Origin of the sequence: Streptomyces sp. CB02056, from assembly GCF_001905545.1 — a bacterium.
Classification (GTDB): Bacteria; Actinomycetota; Actinomycetes; order Streptomycetales; family Streptomycetaceae; genus Kitasatospora.
The window spans coordinates 138256-158826 of sequence record NZ_LIPD01000001.1; the positions used below are offsets into that span (position 1 = coordinate 138256).

At 77.4% G+C, this 20571-nt stretch carries 5 protein-coding genes and 1 pseudogene; 4 read left to right on the plus strand and 2 right to left on the minus strand.

Features of this window, described 5'->3' with window-relative positions; translation table 11 throughout:
• Nucleotides 1-398: 398 nt before the first annotated feature.
• The 3 genes and pseudogenes from AMK13_RS00605 to AMK13_RS00615 all read left to right on the plus strand — a co-directional run bounded on the left by AMK13_RS00605 (nt 399) and on the right by AMK13_RS00615 (nt 18202).
• A complete protein-coding gene (locus AMK13_RS00605) occupies nt 399-9950 on the plus strand; it encodes a type I polyketide synthase (protein WP_241852701.1) in 9552 nt (3183 codons plus the stop codon).
• An 85-nt stretch (nt 9951-10035) separates the two neighbouring features.
• Nucleotides 10036-16992, plus strand: a pseudogene (locus tag AMK13_RS00610) (hybrid non-ribosomal peptide synthetase/type I polyketide synthase); the annotation flags it as partial.
• Nucleotides 16993-17041: 49 nt separating this feature from the next.
• On the plus strand, nt 17042-18202 hold the full coding sequence (locus AMK13_RS00615) for an acyl-CoA dehydrogenase family protein (RefSeq protein WP_074000720.1): 1161 nt from the start codon (nt 17042-17044) through the stop codon (nt 18200-18202).
• A 26-nt stretch (nt 18203-18228) separates the two neighbouring features.
• Here AMK13_RS00615 and AMK13_RS00620 read toward each other — a convergent pair whose 3' ends face one another.
• Nucleotides 18229-18522: a hypothetical protein gene (locus tag AMK13_RS00620; RefSeq protein ID WP_049657893.1), complete on the minus strand. Its 294-nt coding sequence runs from the start codon at nt 18520-18522 to the stop codon at nt 18229-18231.
• 74 nt (nt 18523-18596) lie between these two features.
• On the opposite strand from AMK13_RS00620, the gene holA reads away from it, so the two are divergent.
• A complete protein-coding gene (gene holA, locus AMK13_RS00625; RefSeq protein WP_074000721.1) occupies nt 18597-19595 on the plus strand; it encodes a DNA polymerase III subunit delta in 999 nt (332 codons plus the stop codon).
• Between the two features lie 25 nt (nt 19596-19620).
• Here holA and AMK13_RS00630 read toward each other — a convergent pair whose 3' ends face one another.
• Nucleotides 19621-20475 (minus strand): hypothetical protein, encoded by an 855-nt coding sequence (locus AMK13_RS00630; RefSeq protein ID WP_074000722.1) that lies wholly within the window; start codon nt 20473-20475, stop codon nt 19621-19623.
• Between the last annotated feature and the right edge of the window lie 96 nt (nt 20476-20571).

Genomic DNA, 20571 nt, shown 5'->3' on the forward strand with positions numbered 1-20571 from the left:
GTGCGGTCGTCGGGCCGCCGCCCCCGGCGCTGTTGCGGCGCGCTCCGGGCCCGACCCGGAGCGCGCCGGAGTGGTGGTCCGCGGGTGTCCGCCCGTGGATGGTCGCGGCCCGGAGGCTTCGGGCGGCCCTCCGGGCGGCTCGCCGCGAGGTGCCCGGTATGTCGGGTATGTGCGGGCCCCTTCGGGGTTCAGCAACGCACGATCATGAACCCCCGGGACGGGTTCCGGTGGTGTGCGGGCGGGCGCATCCTCGTGGGGCGGGCATCGGCGTCGAGGTGGCGGCCGGGATCTCCCGCGACCGAACTCGCCGGTTCAAGGGCGGCCCCGGGGCGACGACCCGGTGGTCCGTCGGGGCCTTCCGGTGGTCGGCCGTCTGATTCTCACTGCGGGGGGCATCGATGATGGACAGTGCTGGTTGTCGTGGCGGGCGTGAGCTCCCGGCGCGTGCGGTCGCGGTGGTCGGGGTCGGCTGCCGCTTCCCGCAGGCGGACGGGCCGGAGGCGTTCTGGCGGCTGCTGCGCGGCGGTGGTGACGCGGTGGTCGGGCGGCGGGGCGGCCGGGGCCCGGCGCGCGGGGGGTTCCTGGACGGGTTGGACGGGTTCGACCCCGAGTTCTTCGGCATCTCACGGCGTGAGGCCGTGGCGATGGACCCGCAGCAGCGGCTGGCCCTCGAACTGGCGTGGGAGGCGCTGGAGGACGCCAGGACCCTGCCGGGCGCCCTGGAGGGCAGTCGGACGGGCGTGTTCCTGGGGGTGATCGCGGACGACTACGCGACGCTGCTGCACGGGCTGGGCCCCGACGCGGTGACCGGGCACACCCTGACCGGGCTGCAGCGCGGGGTGACCGCCAACCGGATCTCGTACACGATGGGCCTGCACGGTCCGAGCCTGGTGGTGGACACCGGCCAGTCGTCCTCGCTGGCCGCCGTGCACCTGGCGTGCGCGAGCCTGCGCAGCGGCGAGTCCGAGCTGGCGCTGGCCGGCGGGGTGAGCCTGGTCCTCGCGCCGGAGAGCACCCGGGCGCTGGAGCGGGCCGGAACGCTGTCGCCGGACGGGCGCTGCTTCACCTTCGACGCCCGCGCCAACGGCTACGTCCGGGGCGAGGGCGGCGGGGTGGTGGTGCTCAAGCTGCTGGAGGCCGCCGTCCGGGACGGCGACCGCATCCACGCCGTCATCCGCGGCAGCGCGCTGAACAACGACGGCGCGACGCAGACGCTGCCGACCCCGGGCCGGGCGTCGCAGGAGCGGGTGCTCCTGGAGGCCTGCGTCGACGCGGGCGTCGAGCCGGGCGAGGTCCAGTACGTCGAGCTGCACGGTTCGGGGACGCGGGCCGGCGACCCGGTCGAGGCCGCGGCGCTCGGTGCCGCGTTGGGCTCGGTGCGCGGCGAGGACGACCCGCTGCTGGTCGGGTCGGTGAAGACGAACATCGGCCACCTGGAGGGCGCGGCGGGGATCGCCGGGTTCATCAAGACCGTCCTGTGCCTCGCCGAGCGCGAGCTCGTGCCCAGCCTGAACCACGTCGGGCCCGGCGAGCGGGTTCCGCTCGACGAGCTGCGGCTGCGGGTGAACACCGAGGCCGGGGCCTGGCCCTCGCCGCACGGTCAACTGGTCGCCGGAGTGAGCTCGTTCGGGATCGGCGGCACCAACTGTCATGTGATCCTGTCGGATTGGCCGGGTGTGGAAGCAGCATCCGAGGAGAAGGAGGAGGCCGGGGCGCTGCCCTGGATCCTGTCCGGGCGGGACGAGCCCGCACTGCGCGACCAGGCCGAACGGCTGCGCGCCCATGTGGCGGCGCGTCCGGCGCTCGGGGCGGCCTCGGTGGGCCGGTCGCTGGCCGTCACCCGCACCGCGTTCGAGCACCGCTGCGTGGTCGTCGCGGACGACCGGGACGGCTTCCTCGCCGAACTCGCGGACCGGGCGGCCGGGCGGCCGTCGGCGGCCGTGGTGGAGGGCCGGCACGAGGGGCCGCCCGTGCGGCCGGTCTTCGTCTTCCCCGGCCAGGGCTCGCAGTGGACGGGCATGGCGGCGGAGCTGATCGAGACCTCCCCGTTCTTCGCCGAGCGGATCGGCGAGTGCGCCGAGGCCCTCCGCCCGTACGTGGACTGGTCGTTGGCCGATGTCCTGCGCGGGGCCTCCGGTGCGCCGCCGCTGGAGGGCGACGAGGTGGTCCAGCCCGCGCTGTGGGCGGTGATGGTGTCGCTGGCCGCGTTGTGGCGCTCGGCCGGGGTGGAGCCGGCCGCCGTGGTGGGGCACTCGCAGGGCGAGATCGCCGCCGCCACCGCCGTGGGCGCCCTGTCGCTCCGGGACGGTGCGCGGATCGTGGCCCTGCGCAGCCGGGTGCTGAACCGGATCGCGGGCGGTGGCGGCCTGTTGTCGGTGGACCTCCCGGCCGAGCGGGTGGAGCGGGACCTCGCGGCGGTCGAGCTCGCGGGAGTCGACCGCGCGGCGGCCGGCGGCCCCGGACTGTCGGTCGCGGCGGTCAACGGCCCGGCGCACACGGTGGTGGCGGGGCCGGCGGCCGCGCTCGACGCGCTGGCCGCCCACTACGGGCCGCGGGTGCGCACCCGGCGGATCCCGATCGACTACGCCTCGCACAGCGCGGCCGTCGAGGAGCTGCGGGACGGCCTGCTCGTCGCGTTCGCCGGGATCGCCCCGCGCTCCAGCGGCGTGCCGTGCCACTCGACCGTCACCGCCGGACCGATCGACACCGCCGAGCTGGGCCCCGGGTACTGGTTCCGCAACCTGCGCGAGCCGGTCCGGTTCGGGCCGGTCGTCGAACGCCTGCTGGACGCGGGCCACTCGACCTTCCTGGAGATCAGCCCGCATCCGGTGCTGGCGATGGGCGTCCGGCAGGCGATCGACCTGCACGGCGGGGACGGCGCCGCGCTGAGCACGCTCCGGCGCGGCCACGGCGGCCGCCGGCGGTTCCTCACGGCGGCGGCCGAGGCCTTCGTCCGGGGCGTCCCGGTCGACTGGTCCGCGCTGCTGCCCGCCTCGGCGCCGCTCGCCGACCTGCCGACGTACCCGTTCCAGCGCCGCTCCTACTGGCCGTCCGGGATGCCGGGGGCCACCGGGAGCGAGCGGGCGGACGAGGGGACGCGGGCGCCGGCTCCGGCCCCGGCGCCGGTTCCGGCCCTGGACGGGCGGTCGGTCCTGGAGCTGGTCCGGAGCCTGACCGCCGTCGTGCTGGGCACGGGCTCGGCCGCCGACGTCCGGCCCGGGCGGACGTTCCGCGAGATGGGCCTGGACTCGGCCATGACGCTCGAACTGCGCGACCGGCTGGCGGCCGCGACGGGGCTGAACCTGGAGAGCACCGTCCTGTACGACCACCCGAGCCCGGCCGCCCTCGCCGCCGCGATCGGCGCGCTGAGGGCGAACGACGAGGCCGACAACGACAACTCGGCCGAGCCGGAGGCCGGCAACGACGGCAACGACGGCAAGGCCGGAAACGACGACGAGGCCGACGACCCCGTGGTCATCGTCGGCATGGCCTGCCGCTTCCCCGGCGGGGTGCGCTCGCCCGAGGACCTGTGGGACCTGGTCGAGGCCGGCACCGACGCCATCGGCGACTTCCCCGACGACCGGGGCTGGGACCTGGCGGCGCTCCACCACCCGGACCCGGACCGGGCCGGCACCTCCTACGTCCGCCGGGGCGGCTTCGTCCGGGACGTCCCGGACTTCGACGCGGAGTTCTTCGGGATCAGCCCGCGCGAGGCCCTCGCCATGGACCCGCAGCAGCGGCTCCTGCTGGAGGTCGCCTGGGAGGCGCTGGAGCGGGCCGGGATCGACCCCACCGCGCTGAAGGGCAGCCGGACCGGCGTGTTCGCCGGGGCGATGCACTCCGGCTACGGGCCGAGCATGGAGACGGCCGGGCCCGGCGTCGCGGGGCACCTGCTGACCGGCACCAGCGTGAGCGTGGTCTCCGGGCGGATCGCGTACGTCCTCGGCCTGAACGGGCCCGCGCTGACGGTGGACACCGCGTGCTCGGCGTCGCTGGTCGCGCTGCACCAGGCGGTGCGGTCGGTCCGGGCCGGGGAGTGCTCGCTCGCCCTGGCCGGCGGGGTCACCGTCATGGCGACGCCCGGCATGTTCGTGGAGCTGTCCCGCCAGCGGGTGCTGGCCGCCGACGGCCGCTGCAAGGCGTTCTCCGCCGGGGCGGACGGCACCGGCTGGGGCGAGGGCGCGGGCATGGTCGTGGTCGAGCGGCTCTCGGACGCCCGCCGCCACGGCCACCCGGTGCTGGCGGTCGTGGCCGGCAGCGCCGTCAACTCCGACGGCGCCTCCAACGGGCTGTCCGCGCCCAGCGGGGTCGCCCAGCAGCGCGTGATCGAGGACGCGCTTGCCGACGCCGGGCTCGCGCCGCGGCAGGTCGACGCCGTGGAGGCGCACGGGACCGGCACCGCCCTGGGCGACCCGATCGAGGCCAACGCTCTGCTGGCCGCGTACGGGCAGGGCCGGGAGCGGCCGCTGTGGCTCGGGTCCCTCAAGTCCAACATCGGGCACGCCCAGGCCGCGGCGGGCGTCGGCGGCGTGATCAAGATGGTCCAGGCGCTCCGGCGGGGCGCGCTGCCCGCCACGCTGCACGCCGACGAGCCGTCCCCGCACGTGGACTGGACGGCCGGCTCGGTGGCCCTGCTCGACCGGGCCCGGCCCTGGCCGGAGACCGGGGAGCCCCGGCGCGGCGGCGTCTCCTCGTTCGGGATCAGCGGCACCAACGCGCACGTGATCCTGACCGAGCCGCCGGCCGGGCAGCAGGCCGGGCAGCCGACCGGGCCCGGGGCGGCGGGAGAACCGGCGGCACCGCCCGTGGTGCCGGTCGTGCTGTCGGCCCGCACCCCGGAGGCGCTGCGGGAGCGGGCCCGCGGGCTGGCCGACGGGCCGCTCGACCCGGTCGCCGCCGCGCCGGCCCTGACCGCCCGGACCTCCTGGGACGAGCGTGCCGTGGTGGTCGCGGCCGACCGGCCGGAGGCCGAGCGGGCGCTGGCGGCGCTGGCCCGCGCCGAGGAGGCCCCCGGCCTGGTCACCGGCCGGGCCGGCGAGCCCGGCCGGACCGTCCTGGTCTTCCCCGGCCAGGGCGGCCAGTGGCGCGGGATGGCGGCGCGACTCGCCGCCGAGAGCCCGGTGTTCGCGGCCCGCCTGGCCGAGTGCGAGCGGGCGCTCGCGCCGTACGTCGACTGGTCGTTGGCCGACGTCCTGGCCGATGGCCGGGCCGAAACCCGGACGGACGCCCCGGCCGAGGCCCGGACGGACGCCGCGTCCGACGCCCGGACCGACTCCCGGACCGGCGCGCCGACCGGCGCGTCCCCGCTCGACCGGATCGACGTCGTGCAGCCCGCGCTGTGGGCGGTGATGGTGTCGCTGGCCGAGCTGTGGCGGGAGGCCGGGGTCGTCCCGGACGCCGTGGTCGGCCACTCCCAGGGCGAGCTCGCCGCCGCCGTGGTGGCCGGGGCGCTCTCCCTGGAGGACGGCGCCCGCGCCATCGCGCTGCGCAGCCGCCTGGCCGTCGACCTGATGGGCCGGGGGGCGATGGCCGTCGTCCCGCTGCCCGCCGCGCGGGTGCGGGAGCGCCTCGGCGCGCTGAGCATCGCCGCGGTCAACGGACCGGCCGTCACCGCCGTGGCCGGCGCCCCGGACGCGATCGCCGCCCTGGTCGACAGGTACCGGGCCGAGGGCGTCAACGCCCGGGTGATCCCGGCGGCCTTCGCCTCGCACTGCCCGGCGGTCGAACCGATCCGGGCGGAGCTCCTGGCCGGGCTGGCGCCGCTGACGCCGTGCGGCGGCGGGATCGCGCTGATGTCCTCGGTCACCGCCGACTGGCAGGACGGCGTCGGGCTGGACGCGGCCTACTGGTACCGGAACCTGCGGCACACCGTGCGCTTCCAGGAGGCCGTCCAGGCGCTCGTCGCCTCCGGCCACACCACCTTCGTCGAGGTCGGCCCGCACCCGGTGCTGGGCGGCAGCATCGGCCAGATCCTGGAGGAGGCCGGTGTCGACGGGATCGTCACCGGCTCGCTGCGCCGCGACGACGGCGGCCTGCGCCGCTTCCTCACCTCCGCCGCCGAGGCCCACGTCCGCGGTCTGCCCGTCGCCTGGGAGCGCCTCACCGGTGCGGCGGCCGGCCACGTCGACCTGCCCACCTACCCCTTCCAGGGCCGCCGCTACTGGCTCACCGGAGCGGCCGGGCCGACCGGCACGGCCGACCTCGGCCAGGCGCCGGCCGAGCACCCCCTGCTCGGCGCGGCCGTCGAACTCGGCGACGGCGAGACGGTGTTCACAGGACGGCTGTCGGCCCGCAGCCACCCCTGGCTGGCCGACCACGTCCTCGCCGGGACGGTCGTCGTGCCGGGCACCGCGTTCCTGGAGCTGGCCCTGCACGCGGGAGCGAAGGCCGGGACGGCGCGGATCGAGGAACTGACCGTCGCCACCCCGATGGAACTGCCTGCGGACGGCGCCGTCGACCTGCGCGTACGGGTGTCCGGCGCGGACGGCGACGGGCTGCGGACCTGCCGGATCTCGGGCCGGGCGACCGGTGGCGGCGAGTGGATCGAGCACGCCACCGGCACCCTGAGCGCCGACCACATCCCTGCCCAGGCTCCGGCCCCGCTCCGGAACCGGGCCGCCACCGATTGGCCGCCGACCGGCGCGACGCCGGTGCCGGCGACCCGGATGTACGAGGACCTCGCCCTGCGCGGCCACCAGCCCGGGCCGGCCTTCCAGGGCCTGCGGGCCGCCTGGCGGGGCGCCGACGGCGGGCAGTACGCCGAGGCCGTCCTGCCGGAGCCGGCGGAGGCCGACGCCGGGTCCTACCGGCTGCACCCCGCCCTGCTCGACGCCTCCCTGCACGGTCTGATCGCCGCCGCCCCGGGCCACGAGGGGCGGCCCGTGCAGCCGGTGCGCTGGCGCGGCGTGTCCCTGACGGCCGCTCCGGCCGGCGGCCGGACGTCCCTGCGGGTGCAGGCCGGGCCCGCCTCGGACGGCGGCCTCCCGCTGGCCCTGCTCGACGCCTCGGGGGAGCCGGTGGGGCTGGTCGAGGCGGTGGAGCTGCGCCCGGTCGCGGCGGGACGCCCCGCCGACCCGGCCGCCGCCGCGCGCGACTCGCTGTTCGCCCTCGGCTGGGAACCGCTGCGGGCGTCGGAGCCGGTGTCGTCGCCGGCCGGCCCGGTGCCGGTCGTCCCGTGGGACGCCCTCGACCCGGACGCGCTGCTCGCGGCGGCCGACCCGGACACGCCCACCGTGGTGGACTGCCCGACTGGAGCGCACGGACCGCACGGACCGTACGGACAGCAGGACGCCACCGACCCGGCGACGGCGGCCAGGACCGCCGTCCACCGCACCCGGGACCTGCTCGCCCGGTGGCTCGCCGAGGACCGGCTCGCCGGGTCCCGCCTGGTGCTGGTCACCCGGGGCGCGGTCGCCGTGCGGCCCGGCGAGACCGTCCGGGACCTCGCCCAGGCGGCGGTCTGGGGCCTGGTGCGCACCGCCCAGGTCGAGCACCCGGGCCGGTTCACCCTGGTCGACCTGGCCCCCGGCACCACCGTGCCCGAAGGCACTCCCACGACCGAAGGCGCCTCCGAGGTCCCGGCCGCCGTACTGACCCCGGAGGAGAACCAGCTGGCCGTCCGCGACGGCGCCGTCCTGGTGCCCCGGCTGGTGTCCGCCGTGGGCGATCCCGCGCTGCGGCCCCCCGAGGACGCGGCGGCCTGGCACCTGGACATCCCCGAGCGCGGCACCCTCACCGGCCTGGAGCTGCGCCCCTGCCCCGAGGCCGCCGCCGAGCCCGGCCCCGGCCGGGTCCGGGTCGCGGTCCGCGCCGCCGGGCTGAACTTCCACGACGTCCTGGGCGCGCTCGACATGCACCCCGGCGATCCGGGCCCGCTCGGCCTGGAGGGCGCGGGCGTGGTCACCGCGACCGGCCCCGGGGTCACCGGCCTGGCCGTCGGCGACCGGGTGACGGGCCTGTTCCCGGCCGCGTTCGGCACGGTGGCCCAGGCCGACCACCGCACCCTGGTCAGGATCCCGGACGACTGGTCCTTCACCCGGGCCGCCGCCGTGCCGGTCGCCCACCTGACCGCCCTGCACGCCCTGGTCGAACTGGGCGGCGTGGGCGCGGGGGACCGGGTGCTGGTCCACGCCGGGGCGGGCGGCGTCGGCCTGGCCGCCGTCCAGCTGGCCCGGCACCTGGGCGCGGAGGTCTTCGCGACCGCGAGTCCCGCCAAGTGGCCCGCGCTGCGCGCCCTCGGCCTCGACGACGACCACCTCGCCTCCTCCCGCGAGCCCGGCTTCGGCGCCCGCTTCAGTGCCGGCCCGAGTGCCGGCCCGGGCGCGGGCCCGGGTGCCGGCCCCGACGCGGGCGACCGGCGGATGGCGCTCGTCCTGAACTCGCTGACCGGCGAGCTCGTCGACGAGTCGCTCCGGCTGCTGCGTCCCGGCGGGCTCCTGGTCGAGCTCGGCCGGACCGAACAGCGCGACCCCGCCGAGGTGGCCGCCGCGCACCCCGGCGTGCGCTACCGGGCGTTCAACCTGCTCCAGCTGCCGCCCGAGCACCTCGCCCGCCTGCTGGAGCGGACGGTCGAGCTGTTCGCCCGGGGCGCGTTCGGCTGGCCCGCCGTCACCGACCTGGACGTCCGGCGGGCGCCCGAGGCCTTCGGGCTGCTGCGCCAGGGCACCCACGTCGGCAAGGTCGTGCTCACCGTCCCGCCGGTCCTCGACCCGGACGGAACCGTCCTGATCACCGGCGGAACGGGCGCCATCGGCCGGGCCGTGGCGCGGCACCTGGTCACCGGGCACGGCGCCCGGCGGCTCCTGCTGGCCGGCCGCCGGGGAGGCGATGCGCCGGGGGCCGCCGAGCTGGCGGCCGAACTGACCGCGCTCGGCGCCGAAGTGGCGTTCGCGGCCGTGGACGTCGCCGACCGGGCCGCCGTCGCCGCGATGATCGCGGCGGTCCCCGCCCGGCGCCCGCTGACCGCCGTGATCCACGCCGCCGGCGTGGTGGACGACGCGCCCGTCGCCTCGCTCACCCCCGCGCGGATCGACCGGGTGATGCGGGTCAAGGCCGACGGCGCCTGGCACCTGCACGAGCTGACCGCCGGTCACCCGCTCACCGCCTTCGTCCTGGTCTCCTCGGTGATGGGGACGCTCGGCGGCGCCGGCCAGGGCGGCTACACCGCCGCCAACGCCTTCCTCGACGGGCTCGCCCGGCACCGCCGCGCCCAGGGCCTGCCCGCCCTCGCGCTGGCCTGGGGCCTGTGGGGCGACCCGGACGGCATGCTGGGCGCCCTCGGCGACGCCGACCGCGCCCGCTTCGCCCGGGCCGGGCTGGTGGAGATCGACCCCGGGCACGGCCTGGCCCTGCTGGACGCGGCGCTGCCGTCACCGCACGCCGTCCTGGTGCCCGCCCGGCTCGACCGCGAGGTCCTGCGCGACCTCGGACCGGACCTCCCGCCGGTGCTGCGCGAGGTCGTGGCGGCCGCCGGGGCGGGGCGGGGCGGGAACGGCCCGACGCCACGGCGGCACCGCCCGCTGCGCGAGGAGCTGGGCGGCCTGACCGCCGGTGAACGCGCCGACGTCCTGGCCGACCTGGTCCGGACCCACATGGCCGCCGTCCTGGGCTCCCGGCCCGAGGCGATCCCGGACGACCGGCCGTTCGGCGAGCTCGGCTTCGACTCGCTCACCTCGGTCGAGTTCCGCAACCGCCTCGGCACGGCGACGGGGCTCAAGCTCCCGCTCACCCTGCTGTTCGAGGCGCCGACGCTGCCCGAGCTGGTCGCCGTCCTGGACGCCGGGCTCGCCCCGCCCGTCCACGAGACCGGGCCGGCTGAGGGAACCGGGCCCGAGCCGGCCGCCGGGGAGTGCGACCCGGACGCGACGGCCCTCGACGAGGACGTGGCGGCCCTCGTCGAGGCCGCGACCGCCGAGGAGCTCCTCGACTTCATCGACCGCGAGCTCATCTGACCCCGGTCCGCCGCCCCACCCCCACCCCCTACGACCACGAGCCCACCAGATCCCCACGGAGGACCGATCCGTCATGGCATCAGCATCGGACGAGAAGCTGCTCGGATACCTCAAGCGCCTCACCCTCGACCTGCACGAGGCGCGCGGGCGCCTGCGCGAGCTGGAGGAGGGGGAGCGGGAGCCGATCGCGATCGTCGGCATGGCGTGCCGGTACCCGGGCGGGGTCGACTCGCCCGACGCGCTGTGGCGGCTGCTGGCCGAGGGCGGGGAGAGCGTCGGCGCGTTCCCCCGTGACCGGGGCTGGGAGGAGGGGCTGTACGACCCCGAGGGCGGCGGCCGGAGCCTGACCGGTTCCGGCGGATTCCTGTACGACGCGGCCGAGTTCGACGCCGGCTTCTTCGGGATCAGCCCGCGCGAGGCGCTGGCCATGGACCCGCAGCAGCGGCTGCTGCTGGAGACCGCCTGGCGGGCCTTCGAGGACGCCGGGATCGACCCGGAGTCGGTGCGCGACACCGAGACCGGGGTGTTCGCGGGCCTGTCGAACCTCGATTACGGGCTGGGGCGCGGCGAGGTGCCCGAGGAGGCCGAGGGCTTCCTGACCACCGGGGCGGTGGGCGGCGCGGCGTCCGGCCGGATCTCGTACACGCTCGGCCTGCGCGGTCCGGCGATCACCGTGGAGACGGCCTGTTCGTCCTCGCTGGTCGCGCTGCACCTGGCCGTCCGGTCGCTGCGCGGCGGCGAGTGCGCGATGGCGCTGGCGGGCGGGGCGACGGTCATGTCCACCCCGCAGCTGTTCACCGAGTTCACCAGGATGCAGGGTGTGGCGCCGGACGGCCGGTGCCGCCCGTTCTCGGCCGGGGCCGGCGGCAGCGGGCTCTCCGAGGGCGTGGGCGTGCTGCTGCTGGAACGGCTGTCGGACGCGCGGCGGCACGGCCACCCGGTGCTGGCCGTGGTGCGCGGCAGCGCGGTGAACCAGGACGGCGCCAGCAACGGCTTCACCGCGCCGAGCGGGTCGGCGCAGCAGCGGGTCATCCGGCAGGCGCTGGCGGACGCCCGGCTGTCGCCCGGCGACGTCCAGGTGGTGGAGGCGAGCAGCACCGGCACGGAGCTCGGCGACCCGATCGAGGCGCGCGCCCTGCTGGCCGCCTACGGGCAGGACCGGGACCGGCCGCTGCGGCTGGGCTCGCTGAAGCCCAACATCGGGCACTCCCAGGCGGCGGCGGGCGTCGCCGGGGTGATCAAGACGGTGCTGTCGATGCGTCACGGCACGCTCCCCGCCACCCTGTACGCGGACGAGCCCACCCCGCACGTCGACTGGTCGGCGGGCGCGGTCGAGCTGGTCGCCGAGCGGGCCGCCTGGCCGGGGACGGCCGGGCCCAGGCGGGCCGGGGTGTCCTCGCAGGGCATCAGCGGCACCAACGCCCACGTGATCATCGAGGAGGCCCCGGCCGCCTTGGAGGCGGGGGAGACCGGGGACGGGGAGGCCGGTCCGGGCGGGCCGCGGCTGCTGACCCTGTCCGCCAAGTCGCCGGCCGCGCTCGCCGAACTCACCGACCGCTACACCGAGTTGCTCGCGGACGGCGGTCCAGGCGCGGACGACGGGCCGGGTGCGACCGGCGGGTCCGGCTTGGCGGCGGTCTGCCGGGCCACCGGCCTCGGCCGGGCGCACTTCCCGCACCGGCTGACGGCCGTCGCCTCCTCGGCCGCCGAGCTGCGGGACCTCCTCCTGCGGACCCGCCGGGAGGAGGAGCCGCCGCCCGGCGTCCGGGTCGGCACCCGGACCCCGGAGGGCGGCCGGGGCCCGGTGTTCCTCCTCACCGGCGCCACCGGCCCCCTGGCCGGGCCGGACGCCGAGGCGGTCGCCGTCCTGGCCGAGGCCGAGCCGGTCTTCCGCCGCGCCCTGGACCAGTGCGCCGAGGCGCCGGGCGGCCGGCTCTCGCCGTTCGCGGTCGGCTACGCGCTCGCCGAGCTGTGGCGCTCGTGGGGTGTGCGGCCCGCCGCCGTCCTCGGCCACGGCACCGGCGAGCTGGTGGCCGCGTGCGTGACGGGCACGATGAGCCCGGAGGACGCGCTGGTGGCGGCCCGTACGGTCCGGAACGCGGCTGCGCCGGAGACGGCCGGGCCGGACGCCGCCGGGTCGGAGCGGTTCGCCGCCGGCCTCGCCGCGCTGCTGCGGGACGGCCACCGCACCTTCGTCGAGCTCGGGCCCGCCTCGCCGCTGCTCGACGAGGTCCGGGCGGCCGGGCACACCGTGGTCCTGCCGTCGCTGCGCCCGGGGGAGGACGCCCGGCGCACCCTCCTCGACAGCCTCGGCGCGCTCTACACCCGGGGCGCGCGGATCGACTGGGCGCGCGTGCACGGCGAGCCCGCCGGGCCGCCGGTGCGTCTGCCCGGGTACCCGTTCCAGCGCGAGCGCTACTGGCTCTGGACCGGTGCCCCGCGCCGCGCCGGGGCGCCGGCCCCGGAGGGGTCGCTGGTCGCGCAGGTACGGCTGGTCGGCCCCGACGGTACGCCGGTGGCGCTCGCCGACGGCGTGCGCCTGGAGGCGGTGCCGGACGCCCTGCCGCCCATCGAGTCCGCGACGGAGACGCCCGCGACGCAGGGACCCGTCGAGGACGTCGTCGAGCTGGTGGCCGGCATCGTCGGCCGGGCGCGCGGCGCGGCCGTCACCGGCGACGACCGGGAGCTGCCGCTGCGGCGCCTGGCCGTCGACTCGCTGATCGCGATGGACATCCGGCAGACCCTCGCCCGGCGGCTCGGCGTGGACCTGCCGCTGCGCGACCTGCTGGACGGCCGCGGCGTCACCGCGATCGCCGACGCCGTCCGGGCCGCACGCGGCGACACCGACGGCAGCGGTAGCGGCGCTGAAGCCCGACGACCCGGGACGGCGCTGGTCGCCGACCCGGCGGCCCGCCACGAGCCGTTCCCGCTCACCGACCTCCAGCAGGCCTACCTGGTCGGCCGGACCGATGCCTTCGAGCTCGGCAACGTCTCCACCTCCTTCCTGGTCGAGGTGGACCTGACCGACACCGACCCGGACCGGCTGGCCGCCTCCTTCCGGCAGCTCGTCGACCGGCACGACATGCTCCGCGCGGTCGTCTCCCGGGACGGGCACCAGCGGGTGCTCGCCGAGGTCCCCGAGTACCGGATCGCCACCGTCGACCTGCGGGCCTGCGACCCGGTCGAACGGGAGCGCCGGCTGGCCGCGATCCACCGGGAGATGCGGGACCAGGTCTTCGACACCGGGGCCTGGCCGCTGTTCGACGTCCGGGCCACCCTGCTCGACGCCCGCACCACCCGGCTGCACCTCAACTTCGACGCGCTGATCATCGACGGCCGCAGCTCCGGGCTGCTGTTCCGGGAGTGGGCGCAGGCCTACCGCCACGGGGCGCCCGCGACCCCCGCCCCGGCCGTCACCTACCGCGACTACGTGCTCGCCGCCGCCGGGGCGGACGCCGAGGGGCGCGAGCGGTCGCTCGCCTACTGGCGGGCCCGCGTCGACTCGCTGCCGCCCGCGCCCGCCCTGCCGCTGCGCCCGGGCCCGGCGCCCCGGCGGCCGGAGTTCGTCCACCGCACGGCCCGGGTCGGGGCCGGGGCGTGGCGGCGCTTCAAGGAGCACGCCGCGGCGGCGGGCCTCTCGCCCTCGGCCGCGCTGTGCGCCGCGTACGCGCAGGTGCTGGGCGCCTGGAGCGCCTCGCCGCGCTTCACGCTCAACCTGCTGGCGTTCCACCGGCGGCCGCTGCACGAGGACGCCGGCCGGGTGGTCGGCAACCTCAGCGCCACCACCCTGCTGGAGGTCGACGCCGCCCCCGGCGAGGCCTTCGCCGCGGGCGCCGCGCGCCTCCAGGACCAGCTGCTGGCCGACCTCGAACACGGCCACGTCAGCGGCGTCGAGGTGCTGCGCGAACTCAACCGCACCCGCGGCGGGACGGGCCTGGCGGGCATGCCGGTGGTCTTCACCAGCACGATCGGCTTCTCCGCCCGGAGCGACGGCGCCGACAACACCGCCGACGGCGACAACACCGACAACACCGCCGACGGCGGCCCGGAGCAGCGCGGGGCGCTGACCGCGCTGACCGCGCTCGGCACCGCCGGTGAGCTGGCCTCCAGTTCGGTGCGCACCCCGCAGGTGTGGCTCGACCACCAGGCCCTGGAGGAGGCCGGGGAGCTGGTCCTGAACTGGGACGTGGTGGAGGAGGTGTTCCCCGAGGGCGTCGTCGACGGGATGTGGGAGGCCTACCGGGACCTGGTGCGCGGTCTGTGCGAGGAGGGCGCGTGGCGCCGCCCGCCGGCCGTGCTCGCGCCGGAGGCCGACCTGGCGGTCCGCCGGGCCGTCAACGCCACCGACGGCCCCGTCCCCGCCGAGCTGCTGCACGACGCGTTCCTGCGGCAGGCCGCGGCCCGGCCGGACGCGCCCGCCGTCATCACCGCCGCCCGGACCCTCAGCTACCGCGAGGTGGACCGCCGGTCCGACCGGATCGCCCGTCGGCTGATCGACGACGGCGCCGGCCCGGGCGCGCTGGTCGGCATCGTGCTGGACAAGGGCTGGGAGCAGGTCGTCGCGGCGCTGGCCGTCCTCAAGACCGGGGCCGCCTACGTGCCGGTCGACGCCGCCGTGCCCGGCCCCCGCCTGCGGATGATCGTGGAGGCCGCCGGGATCGGCCTGGTGCTGACCCGCTCGGCGGTCGCGGCCGGGCTCGACCTGCCGGACGGCACCCGCGCGCTGCACGTCGACACCGAGCCGGAGGACACCGGCGCGGACGGCCCGCTGCCGCCCTCCCCGGCCCGGCCCGAGGACCTCGCGTACGTCATCTTCACCTCGGGCTCCACCGGGGTGCCGAAGGGCGTGATGATCGAGCACACCGGCGCGGTCAACACGATCCGGGACGTCAACGACCGGTTCGGCGTGACCGGGGACGACCGGGTGCTGGCGCTGTCGGCGTTCAACTTCGACCTCTCGGTCTACGACGTGTTCGGCCTGCTCGCGGTCGGCGGCGCCGTGGTCCTGCCCGACGCCCCGGCGCAGCGCGAGCCGGCCGCCTGGCTGGACCTGGTGACCCGGCACCGGGTGACGGTCTGGAACAGCGTCCCCGCGCTGATGGAGATGTTCGTCGAGCACGTGCGGGCGCTCGGCGGCCCGTTCCCGCTGCGGCTGGTGATGATGAGCGGCGACTGGATCCCCGTCACCCTCCCCGGCGCCGTCGCCGCGGTCCTGCCGGACGCGCGGGTCGTCGGCCTGGGCGGTGCGACCGAGGCCTCGATCTGGTCGATCCTGCACCCGATCACCGACGTGGACCCGGAGCGGACGAGCATCCCGTACGGCCGGCCGATGCGGAACCAGCGCTTCCATGTGCTGGACGAGGCGCTGCGGCCGCGCCCGGCCTGGGTCCCCGGCGACCTGTACATCGCGGGCACCGGCCTGGCCCGCGGCTACCTCGGCGACGAGGAGAAGACCCGCGCGGCCTTCCCGCGCCACCCGGTGACGGGGGAGCGGCTCTACCGCACCGGCGACCTCGGCCGCTACCTGCCGGACGGCGACATCGAGTTCCTCGGGCGCGCGGACTTCCAGGTGAAGATCCAGGGCCACCGGATCGAGCTCGGCGAGGTCGAGGCGGCGCTGCTGCGCCGGCCGGACGTCCGGGCGGCGGCCGTGGTGGCCGAGGGCGAGCGCGGCGGCCCGCGGCGGCTCGTCGGCTACGCGGTGGCGGACGCCTCCGAGGAGGAGCTGCGCGCGGCGCTCGGCCGGGAACTGCCGGGGTACCTGGTGCCCGCCCGGATCGTCCTGCTGCCGGAGCTGCCGCTGACCGACAACGGCAAGGTGGACCGCCGGCGGCTCCCCTCGCCCGGGCTCGCGGCCCCGCGCTCCGGTGGGGCGGTCGCCCCGCGCGACGCGGCCGAGCGGCTGCTCGCCGGGATCTGGGCCGAGTTCTTCGGCACTCCCGCGGACCCCGCCGACGCCGCCCCGGACCCCTCCGACACCGCCCCGGACCCCTCCGACGCCGCCCCGGACCCCGCCGACGCCGCCCCGGACCCTTCCGGTTTCGACGTCACGGCGAACTTCTTCGACCTCGGCGGCGACTCCATGCTCGCGGTGCGGATGATGGCCCGGATCAGGCAGTGCACCGGCCGCTCGCTGCCGGTGGCCACGCTGCTCGCCCGGCCGACCGTCGAGGCGCTCGCCGGGGTGCTGCGCGAGCGGGCCGAGGACGAGGGCCGGGCGGCCCTGGTCACCGTCCGGGGCGGCGGGGCCCGGCCGCCGCTGTTCCTGGTCCACCCGGTCGGCGGCGACGTGCTCTGCTACGCCGGGCTCGCCGCCCTGCTGGACGAGGACCAGCCGGTCCACGCCCTCCAGTACCCCGAAGCGGACGCCGAAGCGGACCCCGGGGCGGACTCCGGGGTGCGGACCGCCCCGCGGACCGTGGCCGAACTGGCCGCGCACTACGCCGACGCGATCACCGCGCGGTTCCCGGACGGCCCGTACCGGCTCGGCGGCTGGTCGATGGGCGGGGTGATCGCCCTGGAGACCGCCCGGCTGCTCACCGACCGGGGCGCGGCGGTCGAACTGGTCGCGGCCGTGGACCTGCTCGAACCGCCCGGCCGCACCGAGCCCGCCGCCGAGCCGGCGCTGCTGGCCCGTTTCGCCCGCGACCTGGCCGGGCTGGCCGGCCACGACTGGAACCCCGGGCCGGAGGAGTTCGAGCCGGTCGACGGCGGCTCCCCGGTCGAGGAGCTGCTGACCCGGGCCCGGCGGGCCGGCGTCCTGCCGGAGGAGATCGACGGCGCCACCCTGGAGCGGCTCGCGGGCCGGTTCCTGCGCCTCAGCCGGGCGCTGGCCGAGCACCGGCCCGTCCCGTACCGGGGCCGGGTCCGGCTGCTGCGGGCGATGGACGGGGCCAGCACGGCCACCACCCGGCGGTGGCTGGAGCTGCTCGGCGACCGGGCGGAGAGCGTCGACGTGCCCGGCGACCACTACAGCGTCATGCGCGCCCCGTACCTCCAGACCCTGGCGGCCGAGCTCGACAAGGCGTTGAACGACCTGTGACCCGCCGCCCCGGAGAACCCCACCGCACCCGCCGAACCAGGAGGACCGGATGACCACCCTCGAACTGCCGCCCCGGACCGGGACGGCCCGCACCGGTACGCCCCGCACCGGGACGGCCCGCACCGCCGCCTCGGTCCTGGACCGGGTACGGAGCTACGCCGCCGGCCTGCCGGCCACCGCGCCGGAGACCGAACGGCTGGGCCGGATCCCCGGTGACGTCCTGGCGGGCCTGAAGGCCACCGGGCTGCTGCGGGCCGCCCTGCCGCCGCGGCTGGGCGGGGTCGAGCTGACCGTGCCGGAGACCAGCCGGGCGATCGACCTGCTGGCCGAGGGCGACGCCTCGGTCGCCTGGTGCGCGTCCGTCGCGCTGAACGCCTCGCTGGCCGTGGTCTCGCTGCCCGAGGACGTCTTCGCCGAGCTGTTCCCGGACCCGGACCTGATCACCGCGACGGTGCTGCCGCCGGCCGGGCGGTCGGTCCGGCACGGCGGCGGCCACCTGCTGACCGGCCGCTGGACCCACGCCAGCGGGATCACCCACGCCGACCGGGTGCTGGCCGGGTTCCTGACCCCGGAGGGCACCCCGAGGGTCGCCGTCCTGGACGCCGCGCAGGTCCGGGTGCTGGACACCTGGCACACCACCGGGCTGCGCGGCACCGGTTCGCACGACATCGAGGTCGCCGACCTGTTCGTCCCGGAGCGGCACACCTTCGCCCTGGCGCCGTCCGGCACCCGGGCGGAGCCGCTCCACCTGCGCGCCGACAACCTCGCCCTCAAGATGGCGGGCGTGCCGCTGGGGATCGGCCGGGCCGCGTTGGCCGGCGCCCGGGAGCTGCTGTCCCCCCGGCGCACCGCGCTGCCCTACCCGGGGGTCCGGGCCGACCTCGCGCACGCCGAGTCGCTGATCGGCGCGGCGGACGCCTACGTGTACCGCACGCTGGAGCAGGTCTGGGCGGCCCAGGCGGCGGGCCTGGCGCCGGAGCGCGGCACGGCGGCGCTGGCCCGCCGGTTCGCCCACCGGGCCTGCCGGGAGGCGGTCCAACTCCTGTACGACGCCGTGGGATCGGCCGCGGTCTACACCGAGCGCACCCCGCTCGACCGCTGCCTGCGCGACATCGTCACGGCGGGCCGCCACGTCGCCTCGGCGGAGAAGGTCCTGGACGGTGTCGGCGAGCTGCGGCTCGGGGGCGCGCCCGAGTCCCCGCACCTCTGATCAGGGACCCTCAGGCCCTCAGGCCGTCACGCCTCCTCGCGCCAGCCCTCGTAGCCGGCCGCGAGGCGGTCGAGGGCGTGCAGCAGCGCCGGGGTCCAGCCGCTCTCCGGGGCCTCGGCCACGACCAGCCACTGGGCGTCCTCGGCGTCGTCCTCGCCCGCGAGCGCGTCGCGGACGACTTCGAGCTCGCCGAGGTCGGGCTGGGCGGCGCCGAGCTCCTCGGCGGCCTCCTCGGCGGTGTCGCGGTCGGGCAGGACGAGCAGTTGCCGGGCGTACGGGTCGTCGACGGCCGGGAGGTCGGTGGTGTGGTTCTCGCTCACCCGGACATTGTCCAGGTCGGGCCGCCCGCTCCGTCGGGCGGGAGTGTCCGCGGCCCGTGGGATGCTGGTAGGCGATGGCCAGGAAGAGTGCACCCGACGACCTGCTCGCCCCGCTGACCCTCGCGGTCGGCCAGGAGGAGCTGCTGCTGGACCGCGCGGTCGCCCAGGTGGTGGCGGCGGCGAAGGCGGCGGACCCGGACACCGACGTACGGGACCTGCCGCCCGGCGGCCTGCAGCCCGGCAGCCTGGCCGAGCTGACCACGCCGTCGCTGTTCGCCGAGCGCAAGGTGATCGTGGTCCGGGCCGCGCAGGACCTCTCCGCCGACTCCGTGAAGGAGGTCAAGGCGTACATCGAGGCCCCGGCCGAAGAAGTGATCGTGGTGCTGGTGCACGCCGGCGGCGCCAAGGGCAAGGGCCTGCTGGACGCCGGGCGCAAGGCCGGCGGGCGCGAGGTGGCCTGCCCCAAGCTGGCCAAGGCGAGCGAGCGGCTGGCCTTCGTCAAGGGCGAGTTCCGCACCCTGGGCCGCTCCGCGACCCCGGAGGCCTGCCAGGCGCTGCTGGACGCGCTCGGCAGCGACCTGCGCGAGCTGGCGGCCGCCTGCAACCAGCTGACCTCCGACGTCGAGGGCACGATCGACGAGACGGTGGTGGCCCGCTACTACAGCGGCCGGGCCGAGGCGACCGGCTTCGAGGTCGCCGACCTGGCGGTCACCGGCCGGGCCGCGGAGGCGCTGGAGCGGCTGCGCTGGGCGCTGGCCGTCGGCCAGCCGCCGACCGGCATCACCTACGCGCTGGCCTCCGGCGTGCGCAGCATCGGCCGGCTGGCGAGCGCCGGGCGGAACATGCGCCCGGGCGACCTGGCCCGCGAGCTGGGCATGCCGCCGTGGAAGGTCGACCGGGTCCGCCAGCAGATGCGCGGCTGGACGGGCGACGGGGTGGCCACCGCGCTGACCGCGATCGCCCAGGCCGACGCCGCCGTCAAGGGCGGCTCGGACGACCCGGCGTACGCCCTGGAGCGCGCGGTGGTCGCCGTCGCCCGGGCCTCCCGGGCCGGCTCCCGGCCCGCCTACTGACGGCCCGGCGCCGCGGGCCCCGGCGCTACTTCTTCATGGCCCGCACGGTGTCCTGCCCGTCGGACTGGAGGGCGGTGCGCAGCTCCTCCTTGGTCGGCGGCTTGCCCTTGCCCTCGGTGTAGCCGGCCGAGTAGGTGACGTAGTACGTCATCCCGCCGTCGCGGATGTCCAGTTCGGCGTAGACGCTGTGGTACTGGTCCGAGCCGTCGTCCTTGTACAGGAAGTACGCCTCCTCGCCGAGCCCCGCGATGTCGGTGACCTGGTAGCCGCGGGCCCGGTAGAGCTCCTTGTTGGCCTCCAGCTCGGGCGCCGGGTTGACCGCCTTGTGCAGGTCGACGCGCATGTAGAGGGTGGCGGACTCGCTGTCGCTGGTGCCGCCGGTGCGCTTGAGCGACATCGAGCAGTTCATGCTGTCCAGCGCCGGGTGCCGGTCGGTGTGGTGGGTCGGCTTGGAGGTGTCCGAGACGGAGTAGGTCTGCAGGAGCTTCGTGGGCTTCCCGGTGGCGCAGAAGTCGTCGGAGAGGTGGTAGCCGCGCAGGTCGCGCGGCGAGGAGTCGCTGCTGACCAGGCCGGGGACGGCCGTCACGGCGGCGGCCCAGCCGATCGAGACGGTCACCGCGCCGACGAACGCCCAGACGGCGTTGCGCCGCAGGTTCCCGCTCCGCCCGGGGGCGGGGGCGGGGGCGGCGGGCAGGCCGGGCGCGGTGGGCAGCCCCGGCGGCGGTCCGAAGCCGCCGGCGCCCGCGGGGCCGGGAGCGCCCGGTACGGGCTGCGCGCCCCCGCCCGGCTGCTGCTGGAAGCCGTACCCCGGTCCGTTCGGTGGCTGCGGGAAGCCGTACCCCGGCCTGTTCGGTGGCTGCGGCGGCGGTGGCGTCGTCATGGAAGTTTCCCCCTGGACCTGGCGCCGAGGTGCTCCCCGCACCCCGGTCGGACCCGACCGACGATAGCCGCCGGGCCGCGGAACGCGACAGGCGCC

Excerpts from the sequence above, each read along its gene's own strand:
- AMK13_RS00630 (WP_074000722.1), bottom strand. The coding sequence starts at position 20,475 with ATGACGACGCCACCGCCGCCGCAGCCACCGAACAGGCCGGGGTACGGC.
- AMK13_RS00615 (WP_074000720.1), top strand. The coding sequence starts at position 17,042 with ATGACCACCCTCGAACTGCCGCCCCGGACCGGGACGGCCCGCACCGGT.
- holA (WP_074000721.1), top strand. The coding sequence starts at position 18,597 with ATGGCCAGGAAGAGTGCACCCGACGACCTGCTCGCCCCGCTGACCCTC.
- AMK13_RS00605 (WP_241852701.1), top strand. The coding sequence starts at position 399 with ATGATGGACAGTGCTGGTTGTCGTGGCGGGCGTGAGCTCCCGGCGCGT.